Source organism: Glycomyces rhizosphaerae (assembly GCF_042647865.1).
Taxonomy (GTDB): Bacteria; Actinomycetota; Actinomycetes; order Mycobacteriales; family Micromonosporaceae; genus Glycomyces; species Glycomyces rhizosphaerae.
In genome coordinates this window covers 1-21,372 of sequence record NZ_JBHRWO010000001.1, presented here as the reverse complement: position 1 = coordinate 21,372, position 21,372 = coordinate 1, and the positions used below count along the sequence as shown (strand labels likewise).

The following is a 21,372-nucleotide window of genomic DNA, read 5'->3' as shown; positions in this document are numbered from 1 at the left end:
TGTCGGGGCGTCGCAGCGGGCCGGACCGGTGCGCCTGGAGGCCCCATAAGGCCTCGTAAGTCCCTTACGCCTGTCACCCGCCTGGGTGAAGCGGCGCGGCTGGGCTTACAGGCGTGAAATCTGTGGCATTCTGAGGCCGAACGATCGCACAGAGTGATCGCTGCAACAGGGTTTGCACGACAGGCCCGCGCACAACAGGGGGAAACCAGTGGCTCAAGCTACGAAGACCTATACCGGCTACTGCGTCAAGTGCCGCGAGAAGCGCGAATTCGAAGGCACCGTGGTCGTCTCCGACTCGGGCCGCCGGATGGCCAAAGGTACGTGCCCGGTGTGCGGCACCAAGATGAACCGGATTCTCGGCAAGGAATCGTGACCGTAGGGCCAGCGGGCCCGGTTGCGGCGCGTAAGCGGCCTAGGCGAAGCTTGCGAGCCGGAAATTTGCAAGGCCGGGGCGGTCCGTCGTCAGCGCGAAAGCGTCGCGGGACTGCCCGACCCCTCGCCTGATCCCACTATGCGGGACATCGGCGGGGGGATTTTCTTGGCATTCCACTGGTATCGCCGCAATCGCGACATCCGCGTTATGCGATTGTCACCCCCGCGGTTTAGTGTGCGTTCATGGCGCGCAAAGTCCATCCCCCCGTTGAAGTGCGGCGCTCTCCCCGGCGTCGTGCAACCGTAGCGGCCTATGAAGAACGAGGCCGCGTGGTCGTCATGATCCCTGACGCCTTCTCGGAGACCGAGGAGCGCGAATGGATCGACCACATGCTCGCGAGACTGCAGAAACGCGAGGCCCGAGACGGCCGAGCGTCCGACACGGCCCTCCGAGACCGGGCCGTCAGGCTCGCCAGCCGCTATTATCCCGAGCACCCCGAATGCGCCGCCCCACGGAGCGTTCGCTGGGTCGACAACCAACAGCGCCGCTGGGGTTCGTGCACCCCTTCGGACGGCACGATCCGGATCTCCCGCCGGATCATGATGATGCCCTCATGGGTGATCGACTACGTCCTGCTCCACGAGCTGGCCCACCTGGTCCACGCGGACCACTCGCGGCCGTTCTGGGACATGGTCGGCCGCTACTCCAAGGCCGAACGGGCCCGCGGCTACCTCGAAGGCATCGCCGACGCCGAGGCGAGCGAGCGGCAGTAGGCCGGGTCGGCGCCGGCGCGACCGCCCGCCTCCGGGCCGGTCGCACGAACGCGGCTGCCCGCGAACAGGCCGCCGCGACGCCTCTAACTCGACCGCGCCTTACCTGTCTCCGGGCTCCTCGTCGTCGTCCTCTTCCTTCGGGTCGTTGACCGCGAGCTGGTCGAACATCGACATGTCGAGGTCTTCGAGCGCCTCGGAGACGGTCGCGAAGCCTTCAGGGTGTTCGAGGTCGGCCGCGCTCGGCATCAGGTCGGGGTGCGCCCAGACCGCTTCGCGGCCCTCGCTGCCCCGCGCCTCGGTGAGCGACTGCCACAGCCGCGTCGCCGCGCGCACCTTCGCCGGGTCGAGTTCGAGCCCGACCAGCGCCTCGAAAGTCTGTTCGGCGGGCCCGCCGGTCGCCCGGCGCCGCCGTGCCGACTCCATGAGCCGGTCCATCGTCGGCAGCCGCTCGCCCACGGCCTCGGCCACGACCACGTTGACCCAGCCGGCGATGAGCGCCAGCGTCGTGCCGAGTCGCGACAGCGCCGCCTTCTGCTGCTCGGTGTCCTCGGTCTTGAAGACCTCGCTCAGGTCGAGGGTCGCCGCGGCCTCGGGGTCCATCGGGTCCATGCCCGACATGGCCTCCTCGATCGCGGACTCGTCGATGCGGATCTCCCGCGCGTACGCCTCGAGCGCGCCCAGCAGGTGCGAGCGCAGCCACGGCGCGTGCGTGAACAGCCGGTGGGTCGCGGCCTCGCGAAGCGCGACGTACAGCCGCACCTCCTCGACCGGCAGCTCCAGACCCTCGGCGTAAGCGGTGAGGTTCCCCGGCAGGAGCGCGGCGACGCCCGTCTTGCCAAGCGGCAGACCGACTTCGGAGGAGGAGAGCACTTCCCCGGCGAGTTTCGCGAGCGCCTGCCCCATCTGCGCCCCGAACAGGGCCGAGCCGACGCCCTTCATGAGGTCGGCCATGGGGCCGAGCATCCCGGCCATCTCCTCGGGCACGAGCGTCTGCATCGCCTCGGCCATCTGGGCGGCGAGCGGCTCGGCGAGCTGCCTCCAGGAGTCCTCGGTGCGCGTGATCCACTGCTTGCGGGTCCACGCGTCCGTCGCGGTCACACCGGACGGCCAGTTCACGGCGGAGTCGAGCCAGAGGTCGGCGAGGCGCACGGCCTCGGCGACCTGCGCCTGATCGGCGGGGCCGACCACGTTCTCGGCCTTCAGTTCGGACTCGGCGAGCTGCTTGGCCAGCTGCCAGTTGACCGGACCGGACGACAGCGACTGCGCCATCATCTGCTGCAGCTGCTGCATCATCTGCTGCACGCGCGGGTCGTTCGGGTCGGGCAGGTCGCCGCCCAGGTTGCCGAAGCCGAATGGAATGTCGGAGCCCATTGGCCAACCGTACGTCAGAGTGTGGGTCCCGGGCCACGGCCCGCCGAACTGGAGGCGCCCTGTTCGCTGCGGGCCGAACACCGCTGTGGGCTACGGCATGTAGGCTTCCGCGCATGCGAAGGCGAGGAATCACCGTCCTGTTGGGCGCCGTGTTGGTGGCGCTGCTGACCTGGCAGGCGCTGTCGATGGACGTCGCCTACGTGGTGTTCAGCCCCGGCCCCACCGAGGACGTCCTCGGTGCCGAAGAGGTCGACGGGGTCGAGCACCAGATCATCAGCGCCGACACCGAATACCCCTCGGAAGGCCAGCTGCGCCTGACCACGGTGCGCGTCAAGCAATCGGTCACCCTGGTCCAGGCCCTGCGCTATTGGCTGTCCAATGAGTACGCCATCGTTCCGCGCGACCTGGTCTACCCGCCCGGCGAATCCGAGGAGGACATCGCCGAGGAGCAGGAGGCGGACTGGGCCGAGTCCCAGTCCAACGCCGAGCAGGCCGCCCTCGGCTATCTCGGCGAGCCCGCGACCATCGAGGTCGTGGCCGACTCCGGCGGCCTGGTGGCCGGCGACGTCGTCACCGCCGTCGACGGGACCGCGGTCACCTCGCTCCAAGACCTCGCCGATTACGCCGACAGCGAAACGACGGTCACCGTCACGCGCGGCGGCACCGCGACCGAGGTCCCGGGAGTCGTCCTCGGCCAGGCCGATCTCAAGTCCACCCATGAGGACCCGTACGGCATCGAGATCGACACTGAGGCCCTCGACATCGGCGGTCCCTCGGCCGGCCTGATCTTCGCGCTCGGCATCGTCGACCGGGTCACCGAGGGCGATCTGACCGATGGGAAGGTCGTCGCCGGCACCGGCGAGATCGATCCTGAAGGGAACGTCGGCGGCATCGGCGGCATCCAGCAGAAGATCACCGGATCGGCAGAGGCGGGAGCCGACGTCTTCCTCGCTCCGGCGGCTAACTGTTCGGACGCCGTCACCGTCGCACCCGGCGACATGACTATTGTCAAAGTCGAGACGCTCGAAGACGCGGTCTCGGCGCTTGAGTCCCTCGCGGCCGGCGGGGAAGTCACGACCTGCTGACTCCGCCAATCTACGGCTCGCAAGCAGTCTCAGCGAAGCTTGCAAGCCGTAACCGAGCAAGCCCGAGCCCGCACCACGAGACATGAAGGAGCTGCTGCAGTGGCGAACCGGACGCCCACCCCCCCACGGATGAGCCGACGAGGACGCTACGTCCTGATCCTCCTCGTGGGCGCCATAGTCCTGCTGTCGGTGCTCGGTTGGCTCGTCGGCCTCCGCACCGACTACCTCTGGTACAAATCGGTCGGTTACACCTCGGTGTTCTCGACCATGATGTGGACGCGCCTGGGACTCTTCGGGGTCTTCACGCTGGCGATGGCCGCCTGGTGCGGCCTCAACCTCTACCTCGCGTTCCGCTTCCGCCCCGACACCTGGCCGGCCACCACCGAGCAGGAGGGCCTGGAGCGCTACCGCGAACTCATCTCGCCCAAGGCCGGCTGGTGGATCGCCGGCGTCGCCGTCATCGTGGGGATCTTCGCGGGCATGTCCGCCCAGAGCCGCTGGGAGACCTGGCTGCTCTTCCGCCAGGGCGGTTCCTTCGACAGGGCCGACCCGGTCCTGCACATGGACGCCGGCTTCTACGTGTTCCGGCTCCCGTTCTGGCAGTTCCTCATCGGCTTCGGCTTCGCCGCGGTCGTGGTCGGCATCCTCGCCTCCCTCAGCGCCTATTACCTCTACGGCGCGCTGCGCTTCTCGGGCCAGGGCGACCGCATGACCAACGTCGCCCGCATCCACCTCTCGGTGCTCGTCGCCCTCTTCCTGGGGCTCAAGGCCGTCGCGTACTACTTCGACCGATTCGACTTCACCACCCAGGACAACCAGGTCACCGGCATCGTCGGCGGCGGTTATACCGAGATGACCGCCCTCATGAACGCCAAGAACGCGCTCATCTGGGTCTCGCTCATCGCGGCCGTCGTCATCCTCGTGTTCTCGTGGGGCTTCACCAGGTCGCTCGCTCTGCCCGCCGCGGCCCTCGGCCTCGTCGTGGTCACCGCGATCGCGGCCGGCGGCATCTACCCGGCGGTCGTGCGCAACTTCCAGGTCGAGCCCAACCGCCCCCAGCGCGAAGGCCCGTACGCGCAGCACACCATCGACGGCACCCGATACGCCTTCGGCATGGAGAACCTGGAGGCCACCACTTATCCGGTGGCCTCGCAGCCCAACGCCGAGAACATGGCCGCGGACCAGTCCACGGTCCCGTTCGTGCGCCTCATCGACCCGTTCGTCGTCTCCGACGCCTTCACCCAGGCGCAGCAGCCGCGAAGCTTCTATGACTTCAACGAGAAGCTCGACATCGACCGCTACACCTACACCGACGAGAACGGCAAAGAGGTCACGCAGGACTTCGTCGTCGGTCTCCGCGAGCTCAACCCGAGCCAGCTCACCGACGAGCAGCAGGACTGGACCGTCGCGCACACGGTCTACACCCACGGCTGGGGTTTCGTGTCCGCCTCGACCACCGAGAGCGACAGCGGCGCCCCCTGCTTCACCTCCGGGGTGCTCTCCGACGACCCGGGCAACTGCCAGATCGGCAACGACATCATCGATGTCGAGAAGCCCCAGATCTACTACGGGCTCTTGAACAACGAGTACGCGATCGTCGGCGTCCCCGAGGAAGAGACCCCGCGCGAGTACGACCGGCCGATCGACGTCGCCGTCAGCGACGAGGACTCGACCGAGGAGGACGCCGAGGAGATCGGCTCCGACCGCTACACCACCTACGAAGGCGACGGCGGCATCGACATCGGCTCCATCGGGAGCCGGCTCCTCTACGCCTGGGAGTTCCAGGAGCCCCGGTTCCTGCTCTCCGACCAGATCAACGACGAGTCGCAGCTCCTGTACAACCGGAACGTGCGCGACCGCGTCCAAGAGGTCGCCCCGTTCCTCACCGTGGAGGCCGACCCGTACCCGGCCGTCGTCGACGGCGAGATCGTCTGGATCGTGGACGGCTACACCACGACCAACGACTTCCCCTACTCCGACCGGGTCAACATCGCCGACGCGACGAACGACACCTACTCCGGCCAGGGCGTCGCGAACCAGGCCTCCGAGGAGGTCAACTACATCCGCTCCTCGGTCAAGGCCGTGGTGAACGCCTACGACGGCTCGGTGGAGCTCTACGAGTTCGACGACGAGGACCCGATCCTCAAGGCCTGGAACGAGATCTACGGCGGCGACCTCGTCACGCCCAAGGAGGAGACTCCCGACGACCTCGCGGCGCACTTCCGCTACCCGCAGGACCTGTTCAAGATCCAGCGCAGCCTGCTCCAGCGGTACCACGTGGACGAGTCGCGCACCTTCATCGAGGGCAGCGAGGCCTGGGCCACCCCCGAGGACCCGTCGCAGAACCAGCCGGTCACCCAGCCGGCCTACTACGTGTACGCGACGTACCCGGAACAGGGGCAACCGTACTTCCAGCTGACCAGCACCTTCACGCCGAGAAACCGCGAGAACGCGCTGTCGAGCCTCATGTCGGGCTACTACGACGAGAACGGTGATCCGCAGTTGCGGGTCTACGACGTCGTAGGCGGCGAGGACCAGTCGGTCAGACAGATACACCAGATCATCACGTCCACATCGGAAGTGGTGACGACGCTGCGCGACGCCCAGCAGGCCGACACCACGGTGGAGTGGGGCAACCTGCTCGCGCTGCCGGTGGGCGACGGCATCCTGTACCTCGAGCCGATGTACCTGCGCAGACAGGCGGGCGGCCAGGGCGAGGAGCTGCCGCGGCTCACGAACGTCGCGATCAGCTACGGCGGCTACGTGGGCTTCGCGCCGACGTTCGAGCAGGCCGTGGCGATGGTGGTCGAGAAGTACGTGACCGGCGCGCCGAGCGAGGCCGAGCAGAACGAGGGCGAGGAGCCGGTGGATCCGACCGATCCGCCTTCGGAGACGCCGACCGAGACGCCGACGACCGAGGCGCCGGCCGATCCGCCGGAAGTCGAGGCCGCGATCACGAAGGTCCTGGAAGCGCAGGCGGCGTACGAGGAGGCGCAGGCCTCCGGCTCGAACGAGCAGGAGGGCGCGGCTTTGGACGCCCTGCTCGCCGCCCTCGACGAACTGCAGGCGGCGCGAGAGGCCGCGGGCCAGTAAGAACGCGGTCCTGCAACTGAAGTGACGAGCGCCCGGCGGCCGAAAGGCCGCCGGGCGCTGCTTCGTCTCTAGACACTTTCGGGTGACAGCACCGCCGCCGCGCCCGGTTCTTGTCGTACCCGCGCGCAATGATGGGCGCTACGTTCCCCTCTTGTGGTGGGTGGGGGCTGGGGATGGCATCGCCCGCAGCACTCATTTTCGGCTTACAAAGCTTCGCCGAGGATGCTCGATTACGGTTCGCAAGCATCGCCGGGGCCGCTCATTCACGGCTTGCAAGCGCCACCTCTGGCGCTACTGCTCCTCTTGGGGCGCTTCCGTCTCGTCGGACTCGGGCTTGCACCCTTCCGCGTCCGCCGCGCGCTTCACCGTCACCTGCACCGTTGATCCCGGCTCGACTTCGCTTCCGGCGCTGGGGGATTGACGCACCACGCCGCAGCGGGCCTCGCCCTCGCCCTCGTAGTCGACCGAGGGGGTCAAGCCCAGCTCCTCGATCCGCGAGCGGGCGTCGGCCTCCGACTGGGAGACCACGTTCGGCACGGTCGCCTTAGCGGGCGGCGGTGGCGACGGGCTCTCGGAGGCGCTCGGTGAACCGCTCGGCGTCAGTGACGGACCCGTCGTCGCAGGGCCGCCCGCCTCCTCCGATTTGCCTGCCTCCGAAACGGTCTCGCTCGGATCCGCAGAGGGATCCTCGTCGCCGCCGCCATCGTCTTCCCAGAAGCCGCCGTCGCCCTCCTGACCCTGGACCTCGGCGCCGTCGGCGCCGGTCGCGTCGCCCGTGGGCAGGTTGCCGGTGCCGGGGGCCTCGGTCCACGGCAAGGTGATCGCGATGGCGCTGACGGTCGCGATGAGCGCGAGGGTCCCCGCGAGCGACAGCCACAGTCCGCGCCGCCGCGGCCGGCCCTTCGGAGCCTCCCCGCCGGGCACCGGTGCCGGGGCCGTGGGTCCTGTCGGCGGGGCAACCGCGTGGGCGCCGGTGAACGGCGGCAGCGTCTGCCCGTCGAGGTGCGCACCGCTGTGCGGTGATGGAGGCGAGGAGGGAGCCGCCGGGGAGGGCGCGGACGGGTGCGGCGCCTGAAGCGGTTGCGGAACCGCTTGCGGCCCAGTCTGATTCGCGCTGTCGTAACCCTGCCGCGGGCCGGTCCGCATGCCGGTGTCCGCATCCGGGCGGCGGTGCGCGCCCGAAGGCGGGCCGACGGCCGTCTGCCGGGCCGGCTGCACCCTGGTCCGCGCGATGGCCGGGGCGCGCCCGGAGAGCAGCGCCGCGCGCGTCTCGCGGCAGGCCTCGGCGAGCGCGGCCGCGTCGGGCCAGCGCGTCGACGGGTCCTTCTGGAGCGAGCGCCGCACGATCTCGGCGACCTCGTAGGGGATGTCGGTGGGCAGGGGCGGCGGGGCGTTGCGCAGGTGGGCCGAGAGCACCCCGAGCGGGGAGTCGGCCCTGAACGGCGGCGTCCCGGCCAGGCACTGGTGGGCGACGACGCCGAGCGAGTAGAGGTCCGAGGCCGGGGTGAGGTTCTCGCCGGCGGCCTGTTCGGGGGACATGTAGGTGACCGTGCCGAGCACGACCCCGGTGGTCGTCAGGGTGAGGTTGTTGCTGACGCGGGCGATCCCGAAGTCCACCAGGACGACCGAGCCGTCGCCGCGGACGAGGATGTTCCCGGGTTTGATGTCGCGGTGGACGATCCCGGCGGTGTGGGCGACTTGCAGCGCCTCGGCGACGCCGCCGACGACGCGGAGCGAGTCGGCCGCGCTGAGTTTGCCCCACAGGCCGAGGAGGCGCGAGAGCGGTTTGCCGTCGACGTACTCCATGATCAGGTACGCGAGTTGGGCGTCCTCGTCCTCGATCTCGCCGTAGTCGTAGACCTCGACGACGCCCGGTCCCTGCATGACGGCGATGGCGCGGGCCTCGCGGCGGAAGCGTTCGCGGAAGCCCCGGTCGTCGACGAGGTCAGCGAGCAGGACTTTGATGGCCACCGTGCGCCACAGGGTGGTGTCGGTGCCTTCCCAGACGTCGCCCATGCCGCCGCCGCCGATGCGGCGTTCGAGCCGGTACCGCCCGTCTAGGACAACGCCTGCCTTGAGGTTGCGCGTGCTGAGCATCCGGCGGCTTTTCCCTCCTCGGCGAAGCTCGCGAGCCGTGAATTCGCAGCCTTGGCGAAGCTTGCGAGCCATCAATTTGTCCAGCGTCGGACCAGTTCTGAGGGTCTAACGACCGGCGGCGGCTGAGGCTACGCGTTGGATGGGGCGAACTTCGGCCCGATCGAAGGATTTTCGGCGCCGCGGGGGTGCGCGGCGCCGTGCTAGGACTTCGCCGCGGCCGCGGCGACCATGCCGCTGACGGTGGCGCCGATGGTGTGGACCGGTGCCGTGAGGGCAGGTGCCTCGGGGACGGGGCTCGGGAGGATCGGGGCCGCGGTGATCGAGCCGCCGACCGCCTGGCCGAGTTGGCCGTCCCAGCAGGCCCACGAGTGGCAGGGCCAGGACTGGCCGCAGTGCCCGCACACGGGGTGCTTGGCGCTGAGCTGGTCGAGGGCGGGCGTGTGGCGTTTCCACCAGCGCGCCTGCACGCGCCAGAGACTCGGCACCAGCACTTCGCTGGGCGGTTCGTCCGGCGGGGGGTTGTCGAGTGTGTACGGACTTCGCAACGCGGGCTGCCTTTCCGGTCTTCGATGGGTTGGAATCGCTTGTAGCCCTTGATGATCGGGCGGCACGTTCCGGTATGACCTGGTCGATGCCGAGTCGCGGTGTCGAATCGGTACAGTCGGGGGAGGCGGATAGCCCCTCCGTACAGTAGAATTGCACATGCAGAATTTGGATGCAAGAGGTATAACCGGATCGGGTGGCGATTCCTCCCGCCCCACGGCCGCGCAGGCGAGACTTGGACGATCAGTCTCGGTGACGCCCGGCGGGCCGTACTCGAGAACAGCTGACGCTACCGGGTGAGCGGCCCAGAAGTCCTTACCCCGCTCGGTGCGTCCTCACCGAATCCGGAGAGATCAGGGTGTCAAATGGGTACATCGAACGACAACGCTGAGAGCGATCTGCCGAAGAAGTTGGGAGGCAAGGCGATGCCTTCGACCGGCAGCCCCACCGTCCGCCGCCGCCGCGCCGGCAAGATCCTCCGGGACCTGCGCGAGCAGTCCGGTAAGGACGCCAATGACGCCGCGGCCGCCCTCGAGGTCACCAGCTCCACTATCTACCGGATGGAACTCGGCCGGGTCGGCATCAAGCCCCGCGACGTCCAGGCCCTGGTCGAGGTCTACGGCGTCGACGACACCGACCTCGTCGACGAGCTCGTGCGCCTGGCGCGCGACGGCCGCAAGCGCGGCTGGTGGGCCCGCTACTCCGACACCATCTCCCCGCCCTACGCCACCTACATCGGCCTGGAGCAGGACGCCTCCAGCCTGAACGTCTACGACGGGCTGATCATCAACGGGCTCTTGCAGACTCGTGAGTACGCCAAGGCCACTTTCGGCATGGTCCCGGAGGCGTCGCAGCGGTTCATGAACGAGCGCATCGATCTGCGCATGGAGCGCCAGCAGCGCCTGCGCGGCGACCTGAAGATCTGGAACGTCATCGACGAGGCCGCCGTCCGGCGCGTCTTGGGCGGACCGAAGGTCATGATCGACCAGTTGCAGAACCTGCTCGAGCTCGGCTCGCTGCCGAACGTGCACCTTCAGGTGCTGCCGTTCGAGGGCGGCGCCTATCCGGGGATGCTCTCCTCGTTCACGATCCTCGGCTTCGGCCCGCTCGAGGGCGAGGTCGATCCCGGCTACCGCCACCCGGACGTGGTCTACATCGAGGGCCACAACGGCGACGTCTACGAGGAGGGCGCCGACGTGCAGCCCTTCCACGACATCTTCGGGTACCTCCGCTCGGCGGCGCTCGACCCGGGCCGGAGCCTGGAGTTCATCGAGCAGCAGGCCCAGTACCTCAAATCGCTTTAGACAGCGGCGTTCACTTACGGCCCGCAAGCGCCGAGGCCGCACCTCTACGGCTCGCAAGCTTCGCCTTGACATGCGAGGGGGCGGACACAGGATCCTGTGTCCGCCCCCTCGCCCGTCCTCTTACCTGCCAGTTGTCCGCAGCAGCGAACGCCAGTCGGCTCGGCCTGCGCGCAGGATCGGGCTCACCGTCAGCTTGGTGTCCCTGATCTCCACGGCGTCTTCCGCGAGCCTGGCTTCGACACAGGCCCCGTTCGGGCCTGATCTGCTGCTCTTCCTCCATGCGTGGGTCAACATGGATCTCCTCCTTCCAAGGAGCATTCGAGTCCCCAGGACGGTGTCGAGCTTAACCAGTGCGCAACAAGGCGATCGTCGACTATCCGTCAGTATCAGGTTCCGGACAGAACTATTGCCGCGCTTCACCAATGGGGCGTGCCGCAGGATTCCTCGGCATTTCCGGGCTCGATTTGGACCGTCGCGTGCGCGATGTCGAATTGTTCTGCCAGCGTCCGCTGCGCGTCGGCGAGGACACTTCCGGGGTTGGCGCCCGAGTCGAGCGCGAGATGGACGGTCGCCACCTCCATGCCCGAAGTCAAAGTCCACAGATGGAGATCGTGGACTTCTTTCACTCCTTCGAGTGCCGTAAGCGAGTTCTCGACGGATTGCGGGTCCACTCCTGCGGGCGCGTGCTGCAGGAGGATCCGCAGTGCGTCGCGGCCCAGTCGGTAGGCGCGCGGCAGGATGAACAGGCCCACGCCCACGGCGATGATGCTGTCGACCGCGTACCAGCCGGTGAAGGCGATGACCATCGCCGCCGCGATGACACCGAGCGAGGCGAGGGCGTCGCCGAGGACCTCGAAGTAGGCGCCGCGCACGTTGATCGACTCGGTGGCGGCCGAGCGCAGCAGGAGTAGCGAGGCGATATTCGCCGCCAGACCGAAAAGGGCGACCGCGAGCATCGGGCCGGACTGCACCTCGGGCTGCTCGTCGAGGCGCCGCACGGCCTGCACGATGACGAAGCCGGCCACGCCGAACAGCAGGACCGTGTTCGCCAGGGCCGCCAGCACTTCCAGCCGGTACATCCCGTAGGTCCGGCCGGCCCGCGCGCCCGCTCGCCGGACCGCGATGATCGCGGCCAGGGCCATCGCGATCCCCAGGGCGTCCCCGGCGACGTGCGCCGCGTCCGAGAGGAGCGCGAGCGAATGCGTGTACCAGGAGGCGACCGCCTCGACGACCATGACCGCGAGGGCCAGGCCGAGGGCGAGCCAGAGCCGGCCGCGATGGCGCGCGCCGAGCGAAGCGGCTCCTGCGTGCGAGTGGTCGTGGCCCATGGAGGGCGGCCTCCTTCAGTGCGTTGCGGACTCGAAGGACCGAGTCTCGGCGAGGGGAGTCCCCGCCGACATCGAATGCTAACATGCGCAACTGTGCATATGAAGCGACGGGGCAGATTCCTTCACCTGTCGCAGGGGTACCCCCGAGGCGACAACCGTCCCCCCGCGCTGCGTCCGATCCGCGGCATTTCTGTGAAGTGCAACGGCAATCGCCCCAACTAGGGGGACTTTCACAATTGCAGGGCAGGAATGGAATAATATTCGTACGAACATCATCAGCACTGGTCACGGGGGTGACGATGAAAGACGCCATTGAAACCTCTACCATCGCGTTCGTCGCAATCGTCGCGATCGTCCTCATATTCGCAGCCGTTCTCGGGCTGCTTTCCGTCGTCGAGACCAAGCGCCGCCGAAAAACCAGGGCCAGGACGGACGCCGAAGCCTGGACCGAGCTTCTCGGCAATCAGCTCAAGATCGCCCCGGTCTCCGTCGGCGACACCGAAGCCGCCGCGGCCCTCGACCGCGCGCGGAAACTCCACTACACCGCCGTCGAGAAGCTCAAGACGGCCAAGAAGCGGAAGCAGTTCGAGCGCATCAGGACCTACGCGCTCGCCGGACTCCACAACCTGAACATCATGCGCCGCCGCCTCGGCAAGGCCCCGGGACCGCAGGGCCCCATGCCTTTCAACGCCTCGGGCTCGACCAAGGCGGCCAAGCGCGACGACAACGTCCGCGACGTCCCCACAGGACCGTCCACCGGACTGCCGTTCTAGGACCGGCGCCGACGAACGCGAAACGGGGGCGATCATCGATCGCCCCCGTTCTCGTCTGCCCTCTACTCCTCGGCGCGCGACCGCGGCGACAGCAGGTCCATCACCCACATCGCCAGCGACACGATGATCGCGCCCCAGAACGCCGGCCAGAAACCGTCCACCGAGAACCCCAGCGAGAGCTTCTCCGAGACCCAGCCGGTCAGCCAGAACATCAACGCGTTCACCACCAGGCCGAACAAGCCCAGCGTCAGCACGTACAACGCGCAGCCGACCGCCATGACGAGCGGCTTCACGAACGTGTTCACCAACGTGAAGATCAACGCCACCAGCACCAGCGACAAGAACTTCATCAGCGTCGAATCGCCGTACAGGTGGATACCCCCGACGATCGCCGTAGCCAGCCACAGCGCCAGCGCCGTCAGGACGAGCCGCACCAGAAATCTCATCTGGCCAGTATCGCCGTCCAAGCGCCCTCACGTCCAGTTTCCCCCGACACCGACGCAGCGGCGAAACCGAGCCGGGCCCGCGGATTCACCCCCGGTTCACCCGGGATCGAACCCGAGGCCACCCGCCGCGCCTAAGCTCGCGGCAGCCCCGCTTTGCTTCCAATCCTGCTTCGGGCAGAAGGAGAAACCATGAGCGACTCGTCGCTGCCGGCGGTCGGCCGCACCGTCGACCCCCGCCGGATCGGTGCGAACACCGAACCCGTGTCCCAGCGCGGCCCGAACGGCCACGGCGCCCCCACCGTCTTCGACATCAAGGACGTCAACGTCTTCTACGGCGCCTACAACGCCGTCAAGGACGTCAACTTCACCGTCGCCAAGAACGAGATCACCGCGCTCATCGGGCCCTCGGGGTGCGGCAAGTCCACCCTGCTGCGCTCGCTCAACCGCATGAACGACCTCATCCCCGGCGCCCGCGTCGAAGGCACGGTCGCCTACCACGGCAAGGACGTCTACGCCGCCGGCGTCGACCCCGTCGAGGTCCGCCGCCGCATCGGCATGGTCTTCCAGAAGGCCAACCCCTTCCCGAAGTCCATCTTCGACAACGTCGCCTACGGGCCGAGGATCCACGGCGTCCCGCGCGCCGAACGCGAGGCCATCGTCGAGGACTCCCTCAAGAAGGCCGCCCTCTGGGACGAGGTCAAGGACAAGCTCAAGCAGAGCGCGCTAGCCCTCTCCGGCGGTCAGCAGCAGCGCCTGTGCATCGCCCGGACGATCGCGCTGGCGCCCGAGGTGGTCCTCATGGACGAGCCGTGCTCGGCGCTCGACCCGATCGCCACGGCCCGCATCGAAGAGCTCATGGTCGATCTGGCCAGGCAGTTCACGATCGTGATCGTCACCCACAACATGCAGCAGGCCGCGCGCGTGTCCGACAAGACCGCGTTCTTCTCCACCGAGGTCAACGAACTCAGCGACACCCGCACCGGCGTCCTGGTCGAGTTCGACGACACCCAGCGGATCTTCACCACCCCCGCCGACGAACGCACAGAAAACTACGTCACCGGCCGCTTCGGCTAATCGGCTCGTTCGCCGTCGTGGCGCGGCAGGACCCGCTGAGAGAAAATCCGAGCTGCGGATCCCTCGTCGCAAGTACCGCTTCGCATTCGAACTAGCTCCTCACGATCCTTGTCAGATTTCCACTCAACGGGTCCCGGCGGCCCGAGCCCGTCCCTCCGTGGGGCGGGCTTTCGCATACGAAGCGGCCCCCGCGCCGGAGGGCACGGGGGCCGAGAGACCGGATTGCCGCGCTATCGCTTGTCGATGGCGAAGCGCGACGCGATGATCCGGGACAGGATCGTGAACAGGAAGACGAGGACGATCAAAGTCAGGGCCGCGCCCCAAGCCCGGTCCTGCGAGGCCGCGAACGGCTGGGTGGCGTTGCGGTAGATCTGCGCCGCCAGCGACGTGTTCTCGCCGTAGAACAGGTCGGGCTTGTAGATGTACGTCAGGCCCACCGTGACGATGATCGGCGCGGTCTCACCGGCCGCACGGGCGACCGCCAGCAGTGCCCCCGAGGTGATCCCCGAAGAGGCCGACGGGAGCACCACGCTCATCGTCGTGCGCCACTTGCGCGCGCCCAGACCGGCCGAGGCCTGCCGCAGCTCGTCCGGGACCAGCCGCAGCATCTCCTCAGCGGAGCGGATCACGATCGGCAGCATCAGGCACGCCAGCGCCAGCGAACCGGCGAAGCCGATCTTCTCGCCGATGACGACCACATAGGCCACGTAGATGAACAGGCCCATGACGATCGACGGCACACCGGTCATGACGTCGGCCATTGTGCGGATGAACCGCGCCAGCGGCTTGTTCTGGCCGTACTCGTTGAGGTACACCGCGCCCAGCACGCCGATCGGGATCGCGATGAGCGCGGCCATGCCGGTGATCGCGAGCGTGCCGAGGATCGCCGGGCCCATGCCCGGGCCCGCGGTGCGGTAGTTGCGCGGGATCTCCTCGGTGAAGAACGCGAGGCTGATCGCCGAACCGCCGCGCGTGATGACCTGCCATGCCACCAGCAGCAGCGGCAGGGCCGCGATGAGGACGCACAGGCCGATCGCGATGGTCGCGCTGCGGTTGGCGAAGGCCCGCCGCTTCGACAGGTTGCGCCCCGTCAGGTCCGGGGCGGTATTGAGGCTCGTCATGAGTGGGCCCCCTTCATCTTGATCTCGGCGCGGCGGACCACGACGCGGGCGAGGAAGTTGATGATGACGGTGATGGCGAACAGCTCCACGCCGATCGCGATGAGCGCGTCCTGGTGCAGGCCGCTGGATTCGCCCCACTGCTGCGCGATGATCGCGGCCATCGTGTTGCCGGGCTCGAACAGGTTGGCGGCCATGGACACCGAACCGCCGATGACCAGCGCGACAGCGATGGTCTCGCCCATCGCCCGGCCCAGGCCCAGCATCGAGGCGCCGACCAGGCCCCCGAAGGAGTGGGGGAGGATCGCGCCTTTGACCATCTCCCAGCGCGTCGCGCCGAGCGCGTACGCGGCCTGCTTGTCGGTCTCGGGGACCGTCGCGAAGACCTCGCGCGCGATCGAGGTGATGATCGGGATCGCCATGATCGCCAGCACCAGCGCCGCGGTGATGTAGTTGCGGCCGGTGTTGGAATCGTCGAAGATCGCGTTCAGGCCTGGCACCGGCGCCACCAGGTCGGCGAACCACTGGTACGCCGGGGTGATCGCCGGCACCACGACCAGGACGGCGACCAGGCCGAACACCACCGACGGGACGGTGGCGAGCAGGTCGATGACGGTCACGATGTACTTGCGGGTGCGGCGGTGCGCCACTTCGGTGATGAACAGCGCGATGCCGATCGACACCGGCACGGCGATGATCATCGCGATGAGCGAGGTGATCAGCGTCCCGTACAGCATCGGGAAGGTGCCGAACACGTCATCGTTGGGCGCCCAGCGGGTGCCCGTGATGAAGCCGAACAGGCCCTCCTCCTGGAACGCGGGCGCGCCGCGCAGCGAGGTCGTGACCAGGATCAGGCCCAGCACGGCGAGGACGGTCAGCCCGGCCGCGGTCACCAGGGCCTTGAAACCCCAGTCGGCCCTGCGGGAGCGGGCCTCTCCGCCGAGGTCGACCTCGGCGGGGGCTTCGGGGGTTGCCGTTGCGGTCAAGGTTCTCTCTCCGGTTTCGTCGGTGGAACGGCCGAAAACCCCAGCGGCGCGCTGGCCGTTGGGGTGATCGGATCCGGGGTTCCTAGTCGGCAATCGTCGAGTTCAGCGCTTCGACGGCCTGCTCTTGCAGTCCGGTGGGCAGCGCCGCGTAGTTGTTCTCGGCGGCCAGGGCCTGGCCGTCGGTCAGGAGGTAGTTGACGAACTCCTTGACACCGGCGGCGACGTTCGCGTCCTCGTACTCCGTGCGGATGAGGATGTAGGTCGGCGCGGTGATCGGGTAGGCCTCGGCACCCTCAGCGTTCAGCGGGTTGTAGGAGAGGTCCTCTTCGACGACGGCCCCGTCGAGCGCAGCGGTCGCGCCGTCGAGGGACGGGGCGACGAACGCGCCGTCGGCGTTCTCGATGGAAGCGGTCACGAGACCGACCTCGGTGGCGTCGGCGAGGTCGACGTAGCCGATCGCGCCTTCGGTGTCCTGGATGATCTGCGCGACACCGGTGTTCTTCTCACCGGCGACCGAGTTGCCCGGCCATTCGATGGTGTCGCCCGAACCGAGGGTCCAGACGTCGGGGGCGGACTGCTCGAGGAACTTCGAGAAGTTCGTCGTGGTGCCCGAGCCGTCCGAGCGGACCGCCAGCGTGATCGCGGTGGCCGGCAGGGTCGCGTCGGGGTTCGCCGCCGCGATCGTCGGGTCGTCCCAAGAGGTGATGGTGCCCTGGAAGATCCCGGCCAGAACGGCCTGCGGAAGCTGCAGCGCGTCCACGCCGGGCAGGTTGTAGGAAACCGTGATCGGGGCGGCGACGGTCGGGATGTACTGGAAGGACCCAGCCTCGATGCCGTCGTCGTCGCCGACGAGCGAGTCGGTGCCCGCGAAGTCGTTCAGACCCTCGCCGAACTCGGACTTGCCCGTGCCGGAGCCGGTCGCGTTGTAGCTCACCATGAGGTCAGGGTTCACTTCGGCGTAGGCCTCGATCGACGCCGCGTAGAACGCGTCGGGGAAGCTGGCGCCGGAGGCGTTGATCTCACCGGAAGCCAGGTCACCGGACCCGCCCTCTTCGCTGCCGCCGCCGCAGGCCGCCAGGCCGAATGCGAGGGTGCCGGCGGTGATGCCGCCGATGATGGCTCTGCGGTTCAGTTTCATGTTCACAGCTGGTCTCTACTCCGTCTCCCAGCTCTGGGCCGGGCTACTGCTTCACTGTCCGCAACCATCAAATACAGACCCGGTGTTCACCCGCTGACTTGTAGTTGAACTCAAGGTGAACGACTGAGCGCGATTCGCAACAGAGGAGTAGGACCTGTCCGGGAAGTGCCCCTGAACAGGCGGTTTTACCGGGTCTCGCCCGGGATGTGATCGGACCGTTATGAACGGTCGAGGTGAACATCCCCTGTCACGAGGTACACGACCTGGTGCGAGATGCGCACGGCGTGGTCGCCGAACCGCTCGAAGAACCGCGCCAAGAGCGCCACGTCCACCGCCGTCTGGGGCCCGTAGCCCAGTGTCGGGAGCTGAGCGTGGATCCGTTCCTGGATCGCATCGAGCTCGTCGTCGTCGAGACCCATCTGCGTCGCCTGCAGATGGTCCTGCTCCTCCAGGACCGTCACCAGCTTCTGCGAGATCTGGACCGCCGCCGCGCCCATCGCCGCGAAGTCCGCCCGCAGCGAATCCGGGATCACCGGCACGGGCGCGCGCAGCAGCACCGACTTCGCCACATGTTTCGCCAGGTCGCCCATCCGCTCCAGGTCCACCGAGATCCGCACGGCGCCCAGCACGAACCGCAGGTCCGTCGCCACCGGGTCGTACTGCGTCATCAGCTCCACGATCCGGTCGTCCACCTGGAACTGCAGCGCGTTCACCTGGTCGTCGGCGGAGACCACGGCCTCGGCGGAGGCGGTGTCGGTCTCGAGGAGCGCCGCGCTGGCCTGTTCGACCGCGTCGCCGACCCGGCGCGCCATCTCGACCAGGAGCTCGTTGAGCTCATTGAGATGCACATGGAATGGATTCGCCATAGTGGACCAATCGAGGTTGGAAGGGTCGGATATGCGCCCAGTGTAAGCATCAGCGCCTTTCCGCATGCCTCGCCGCCGGGGAAACTCCGGGCGAACAGGCCTGGACGACCGGCGTTAGAGTGAGGGCTCAGCACGATCGATCCCCAGGGAGCGGACCAGATGACCTACCCCTCGCAGCCGGGCTATCCGACGCCGCAGTACGGCGGACAATCGCCGCAGCCGCAGCAGCAGAACAACCTGTGGCTGATCGGCGGCGCGGTCCTGACGGTTCTCATCATCATCATGACTGTGATCCTGCTCGTAGTGCAGCGCACGCAGGGCTCCGACTCGACCGACGGCGATGGCGGCGGCTCGACCGACGGTGCGTCCTCCGACACCGAGACTGACGGTGGCGGCGACACGGACGGTGGTGACAGCGGCGGCGATGGCCTCGAGGCCGTCGAGATGACCGCCGACGCCTGCGACGCCTTCGACATGACCATGTTCGAGGAGGTGTACGGCTCGTTCGACCCCGCCGAGACCTACAAGTCCGCCTCCAACAGCGGCGGCCTCGGATCGTTGAGTTGCACCTTCTACAACGCCGAGTACACGTCGATCTACCTGACCGTCAGCGACTACGAGACCCCTGACGACGCCGCGTACTGGGTCGAGTCGGACGCCGACTACTACAACGCGGAAGCCGGGTACGAGTTCAGCGAGTACACCGACTACGGCGACGTCGGCAGCATGTACTCCTCGAGCACCGACAACAGCAGCAAGTCGATCTACCTCCACGTCGCCGTCGGCAGCCTCGAGATCAAGGCCAACACGACCCTGTACTCGGCCGAGGAGGTCGAGGAGCAGCCCGCGATCGACACGATGGCGGACTTCCTCGTACAGAGCGGCGAGCTGTTCGCCGACTACCAGTAGACGAAAGGACCCGGCGGCCGACAGGCCGCCGGGTCCCTTTCATAACCGGTTTCTGGACAACCAAAAAGAGGCCCTGTGACCAGGACCTCTGTGTGGTGCGCCGCCAGGGACTCGAACCCCGAACCCGCTGATTAAGAGTCAGCTGCTCTGCCAGTTGAGCTAGCGGCGCATGGTGATTGAGTTTCGCCCGCGCTTTTGCGCCGGTGTCTCTCGCACGAGGAGAAACATTAGCATGTCCCGCGGGCACCGGCTCCAGGGGTCCCCGAGGTGGCTACGCTTGGACGGTGACAAGTTTCGTAGACCGCGTGAATCTCCAGGTCGTTGCCGGTAAGGGTGGCAACGGCTGTGTGTCGGTCCACCGTGAGAAGTTCAAGCCGCTGGGCGGACCCGACGGTGGCAACGGCGGCCACGGGGGTGATGTGGTCTTCGCCGTAGACCCGAACGTGCACACCCTGCTCGACTTCCACTTCCAGACCCGTCTGCAGGGCGGCAACGGCAAGCAGGGCCAAGGCTCCAACCGGGACGGCGCCAGCGGCGAGTCCATCCGGGTGTCCGTCCCCAACGGCACCGTCATCTACGCCGACGGCGAGATCCTCGCGGACCTCACCGGCGTCGGCGCCGAGGTGACCGTGGCGCACGGCGGCCGGGGAGGACGCGGCAACCGCGCCCTCGTCAGTTCCAAGCGCAAGGTTCCCGGATTCGCCGAGCTCGGCGAATCCGGCGACGAGCTCTCCGTCGTCCTCGAACTCAAGAGCGTGGCCGACGTCGGCCTCGTGGGCTTCCCCTCCGCGGGCAAGTCCTCGCTCATCGCCGCGATGTCGGCCGCCCGGCCGAAGATCGCCGACTACCCGTTCACGACGCTGGCCCCGAACCTCGGGGTCGTGTCCGCCGGGGAGACCACCTACACCATCGCGGACGTCCCGGGGCTCATCCCGGGAGCCGCGGCCGGCAAGGGCCTCGGCCTCCAGTTCCTGCGGCACATCGAGCGCTGCGCGGTCCTCGCGCACGTCGTCGACTGCGCCAACCTCGAGTCCGACCGCGACCCGGTCTCGGACATCGACGCCCTGGAGCACGAGCTCGCGGAGTACGGCGGCCTCGCCGACCGGCCCCGCATCATCGTCCTCAACAAGGTCGACCTTCCGGACGGGCGCGAGCTGGCCGACTACGTCCGCGGCGATCTGGAGAAGTACGGGTGGCCCGTCTACGCGGTCAGCGCCGTCAGCCGCGAAGGGCTGAAGGAACTGAACTTCGCCTTCGCCAAGGAGGTAGTGGACTACCGCGAGGCGCAGCCGCCGGTCGAGGCGACGCGCATGGTGATCCGCCCGGCCGCCGTCGACGACTCCGGCTTCAACGTCAAGAGGGTCAGGCCGGCCTTCGAAGGCGACGTCGAATTCGTCGTCACCGGCAGCAAGCCCGAACGCTGGATCCGCCAGACGAACTTCGAGAACGAGGAAGCGGTGGGCTACCTCGCCGACCGACTCGCGGCCCTCGGCGTCGAAGACGCGCTCGTGAAGCAGGGCGCAGTGCCCGGCTCCTTCGTGCGCATTGCCGAACACGAATTCGAATGGCAGCCGACCGACCCGAACATCGTCGCGACCGTCGCGCCCCGCGGCACCGACGCCCGATTCGAAATCAGCGACCGCAAGGGCGCCGACGAACGTCTTGCCGAACGCAAGGAACGTCGCGCCGAGGTGCTCGAAAGGGTCGCGAAAGAAGAGGAAGCCAGGGGCAAACGCCGCAAGCGGTAGCCCCATTTGCGGACTGACCTGCAAAAACGCGGGGTTCGCAAGGGTGTGGCGCCGAGCACGCACCCCCCTTGCGAACCCCCGTACCGGGTCGCGTAAATTTGTCTTTGCCCGAGGGGGAAACGGACAGGAAAGCCGAAAGGCCCTGGCCCAGAACCAAAAGGGTAAAACTCCGAACGAATCGATCGGGGGGCCAAAACGGCCCGAAAACCGGTCTGGTAAGTTACTGGAGCCGCTCCGGTCGGAGAGGAACTTCCAAGAAGTTTCAGATCTGATTAGTGCGTGTTGTTTGAGAACTCAACAGGGTGTTTGGATGGTCAGCGTGCGGGCTGATCGGGAATGGCTGGCCT

Annotated in this window: 19 protein-coding genes and 1 tRNA gene; 9 read left to right on the top strand and 11 right to left on the bottom strand. The window is 67.8% G+C overall.

Annotated elements, in window-relative coordinates:
- Positions 1-208: 208 nt before the first annotated feature.
- Both ACFO8M_RS00100 and ACFO8M_RS00095 read left to right on the top strand, forming a co-directional pair.
- Entirely contained in the window at positions 209-373 is a 165-nt protein-coding gene (locus ACFO8M_RS00100) for a DUF5679 domain-containing protein (RefSeq protein ID WP_387968818.1), read from the top strand.
- A 242-nt stretch (positions 374-615) separates the two neighbouring features.
- Complete coding sequence (locus ACFO8M_RS00095; RefSeq protein ID WP_387968816.1) at positions 616-1,146, top strand: M48 family metallopeptidase; 531 nt, start codon at positions 616-618, stop codon at positions 1,144-1,146.
- Positions 1,147-1,245: 99 nt separating this feature from the next.
- Here ACFO8M_RS00095 and ACFO8M_RS00090 read toward each other — a convergent pair whose 3' ends face one another.
- Positions 1,246-2,517 (bottom strand): zinc-dependent metalloprotease, encoded by a 1,272-nt coding sequence (locus ACFO8M_RS00090; protein ID WP_387968813.1) that lies wholly within the window; start codon positions 2,515-2,517, stop codon positions 1,246-1,248.
- Positions 2,518-2,630: 113 nt separating this feature from the next.
- On the opposite strand from ACFO8M_RS00090, the gene ACFO8M_RS00085 reads away from it, so the two are divergent.
- Positions 2,631-3,602, top strand: coding sequence for a YlbL family protein (locus ACFO8M_RS00085; RefSeq protein ID WP_387968811.1), 972 nt, complete (start codon positions 2,631-2,633; stop codon positions 3,600-3,602).
- A gap of 129 nt (positions 3,603-3,731) precedes the next feature.
- The gene (locus ACFO8M_RS00080; protein WP_387968808.1) at positions 3,732-6,695 is read left to right on the top strand and encodes a UPF0182 family membrane protein; all 2,964 of its coding nucleotides are present in this window, start codon (positions 3,732-3,734) and stop codon (positions 6,693-6,695) included.
- 291 nt (positions 6,696-6,986) lie between these two features.
- On the opposite strand, the gene ACFO8M_RS00075 is transcribed toward ACFO8M_RS00080, so the two are convergent.
- The gene (locus ACFO8M_RS00075) at positions 6,987-8,792 is read right to left on the bottom strand and encodes a serine/threonine protein kinase (protein ID WP_387968805.1); all 1,806 of its coding nucleotides are present in this window, start codon (positions 8,790-8,792) and stop codon (positions 6,987-6,989) included.
- Positions 8,793-8,992: 200 nt separating this feature from the next.
- Positions 8,993-9,337 (bottom strand): hypothetical protein, encoded by a 345-nt coding sequence (locus tag ACFO8M_RS00070; protein WP_387968803.1) that lies wholly within the window; start codon positions 9,335-9,337, stop codon positions 8,993-8,995.
- 363 nt (positions 9,338-9,700) lie between these two features.
- Between ACFO8M_RS00070 and ACFO8M_RS00065 the strand changes: the two genes are divergently transcribed.
- Entirely contained in the window at positions 9,701-10,639 is a 939-nt protein-coding gene (locus ACFO8M_RS00065; protein ID WP_387968800.1) for a helix-turn-helix domain-containing protein, read from the top strand.
- 120 nt (positions 10,640-10,759) lie between these two features.
- Here the strand turns inward: ACFO8M_RS00065 and ACFO8M_RS00060 are convergent, their stop codons facing one another.
- Together ACFO8M_RS00060 and ACFO8M_RS00055 are read right to left on the bottom strand one after the other, a co-directional pair.
- The gene (locus ACFO8M_RS00060; protein WP_387968797.1) at positions 10,760-10,933 is read right to left on the bottom strand and encodes a DUF397 domain-containing protein; all 174 of its coding nucleotides are present in this window, start codon (positions 10,931-10,933) and stop codon (positions 10,760-10,762) included.
- Between the two features lie 122 nt (positions 10,934-11,055).
- A complete protein-coding gene (locus ACFO8M_RS00055; RefSeq protein ID WP_387968794.1) occupies positions 11,056-11,967 on the bottom strand; it encodes a cation diffusion facilitator family transporter in 912 nt (303 codons plus the stop codon).
- Between the two features lie 299 nt (positions 11,968-12,266).
- On the opposite strand from ACFO8M_RS00055, the gene ACFO8M_RS00050 reads away from it, so the two are divergent.
- The gene (locus ACFO8M_RS00050) at positions 12,267-12,740 is read left to right on the top strand and encodes a hypothetical protein (protein ID WP_387968791.1); all 474 of its coding nucleotides are present in this window, start codon (positions 12,267-12,269) and stop codon (positions 12,738-12,740) included.
- A gap of 62 nt (positions 12,741-12,802) precedes the next feature.
- On the opposite strand, the gene ACFO8M_RS00045 is transcribed toward ACFO8M_RS00050, so the two are convergent.
- Positions 12,803-13,186: a phage holin family protein gene (locus ACFO8M_RS00045; protein WP_387968788.1), complete on the bottom strand. Its 384-nt coding sequence runs from the start codon at positions 13,184-13,186 to the stop codon at positions 12,803-12,805.
- A gap of 189 nt (positions 13,187-13,375) precedes the next feature.
- Between ACFO8M_RS00045 and pstB the strand changes: the two genes are divergently transcribed.
- Positions 13,376-14,260, top strand: coding sequence for a phosphate ABC transporter ATP-binding protein PstB (gene pstB, locus ACFO8M_RS00040; protein WP_387968785.1), 885 nt, complete (start codon positions 13,376-13,378; stop codon positions 14,258-14,260).
- A gap of 230 nt (positions 14,261-14,490) precedes the next feature.
- Here pstB and pstA read toward each other — a convergent pair whose 3' ends face one another.
- The 4 genes from pstA to phoU all read right to left on the bottom strand — a co-directional run bounded on the left by pstA (position 14,491) and on the right by phoU (position 18,350).
- A complete protein-coding gene (gene pstA / locus ACFO8M_RS00035) occupies positions 14,491-15,381 on the bottom strand; it encodes a phosphate ABC transporter permease PstA (protein ID WP_387968783.1) in 891 nt (296 codons plus the stop codon).
- Positions 15,378-16,364: a phosphate ABC transporter permease subunit PstC gene (gene pstC, locus ACFO8M_RS00030; RefSeq protein WP_387968780.1), complete on the bottom strand. Its 987-nt coding sequence runs from the start codon at positions 16,362-16,364 to the stop codon at positions 15,378-15,380. Before pstC ends, pstA begins: the two co-directional genes overlap by 4 nt.
- Before the next feature lie 82 nt (positions 16,365-16,446).
- Positions 16,447-17,502 carry a phosphate ABC transporter substrate-binding protein PstS gene (gene pstS, locus ACFO8M_RS00025; RefSeq protein WP_387968850.1) on the bottom strand — a complete coding sequence of 352 codons (1,056 nt, stop codon included), beginning with the start codon at positions 17,500-17,502 and terminating at the stop codon, positions 16,447-16,449.
- A gap of 218 nt (positions 17,503-17,720) precedes the next feature.
- On the bottom strand, positions 17,721-18,350 hold the full coding sequence (phoU, locus tag ACFO8M_RS00020; protein WP_387968777.1) for a phosphate signaling complex protein PhoU: 630 nt from the start codon (positions 18,348-18,350) through the stop codon (positions 17,721-17,723).
- A gap of 177 nt (positions 18,351-18,527) precedes the next feature.
- Between phoU and ACFO8M_RS00015 the strand changes: the two genes are divergently transcribed.
- Positions 18,528-19,277, top strand: coding sequence for a hypothetical protein (locus tag ACFO8M_RS00015; protein ID WP_387968775.1), 750 nt, complete (start codon positions 18,528-18,530; stop codon positions 19,275-19,277).
- Between the two features lie 93 nt (positions 19,278-19,370).
- On the opposite strand, the gene ACFO8M_RS00010 is transcribed toward ACFO8M_RS00015, so the two are convergent.
- Positions 19,371-19,446, bottom strand: a tRNA-Lys gene (locus ACFO8M_RS00010).
- A 115-nt stretch (positions 19,447-19,561) separates the two neighbouring features.
- Between ACFO8M_RS00010 and obgE the strand changes: the two genes are divergently transcribed.
- Positions 19,562-21,025, top strand: a complete 1,464-nt coding sequence (gene obgE, locus ACFO8M_RS00005) for a GTPase ObgE (RefSeq protein WP_387968772.1) — start codon at positions 19,562-19,564, stop codon at positions 21,023-21,025.
- Positions 21,026-21,372: the final 347 nt, after the last annotated feature.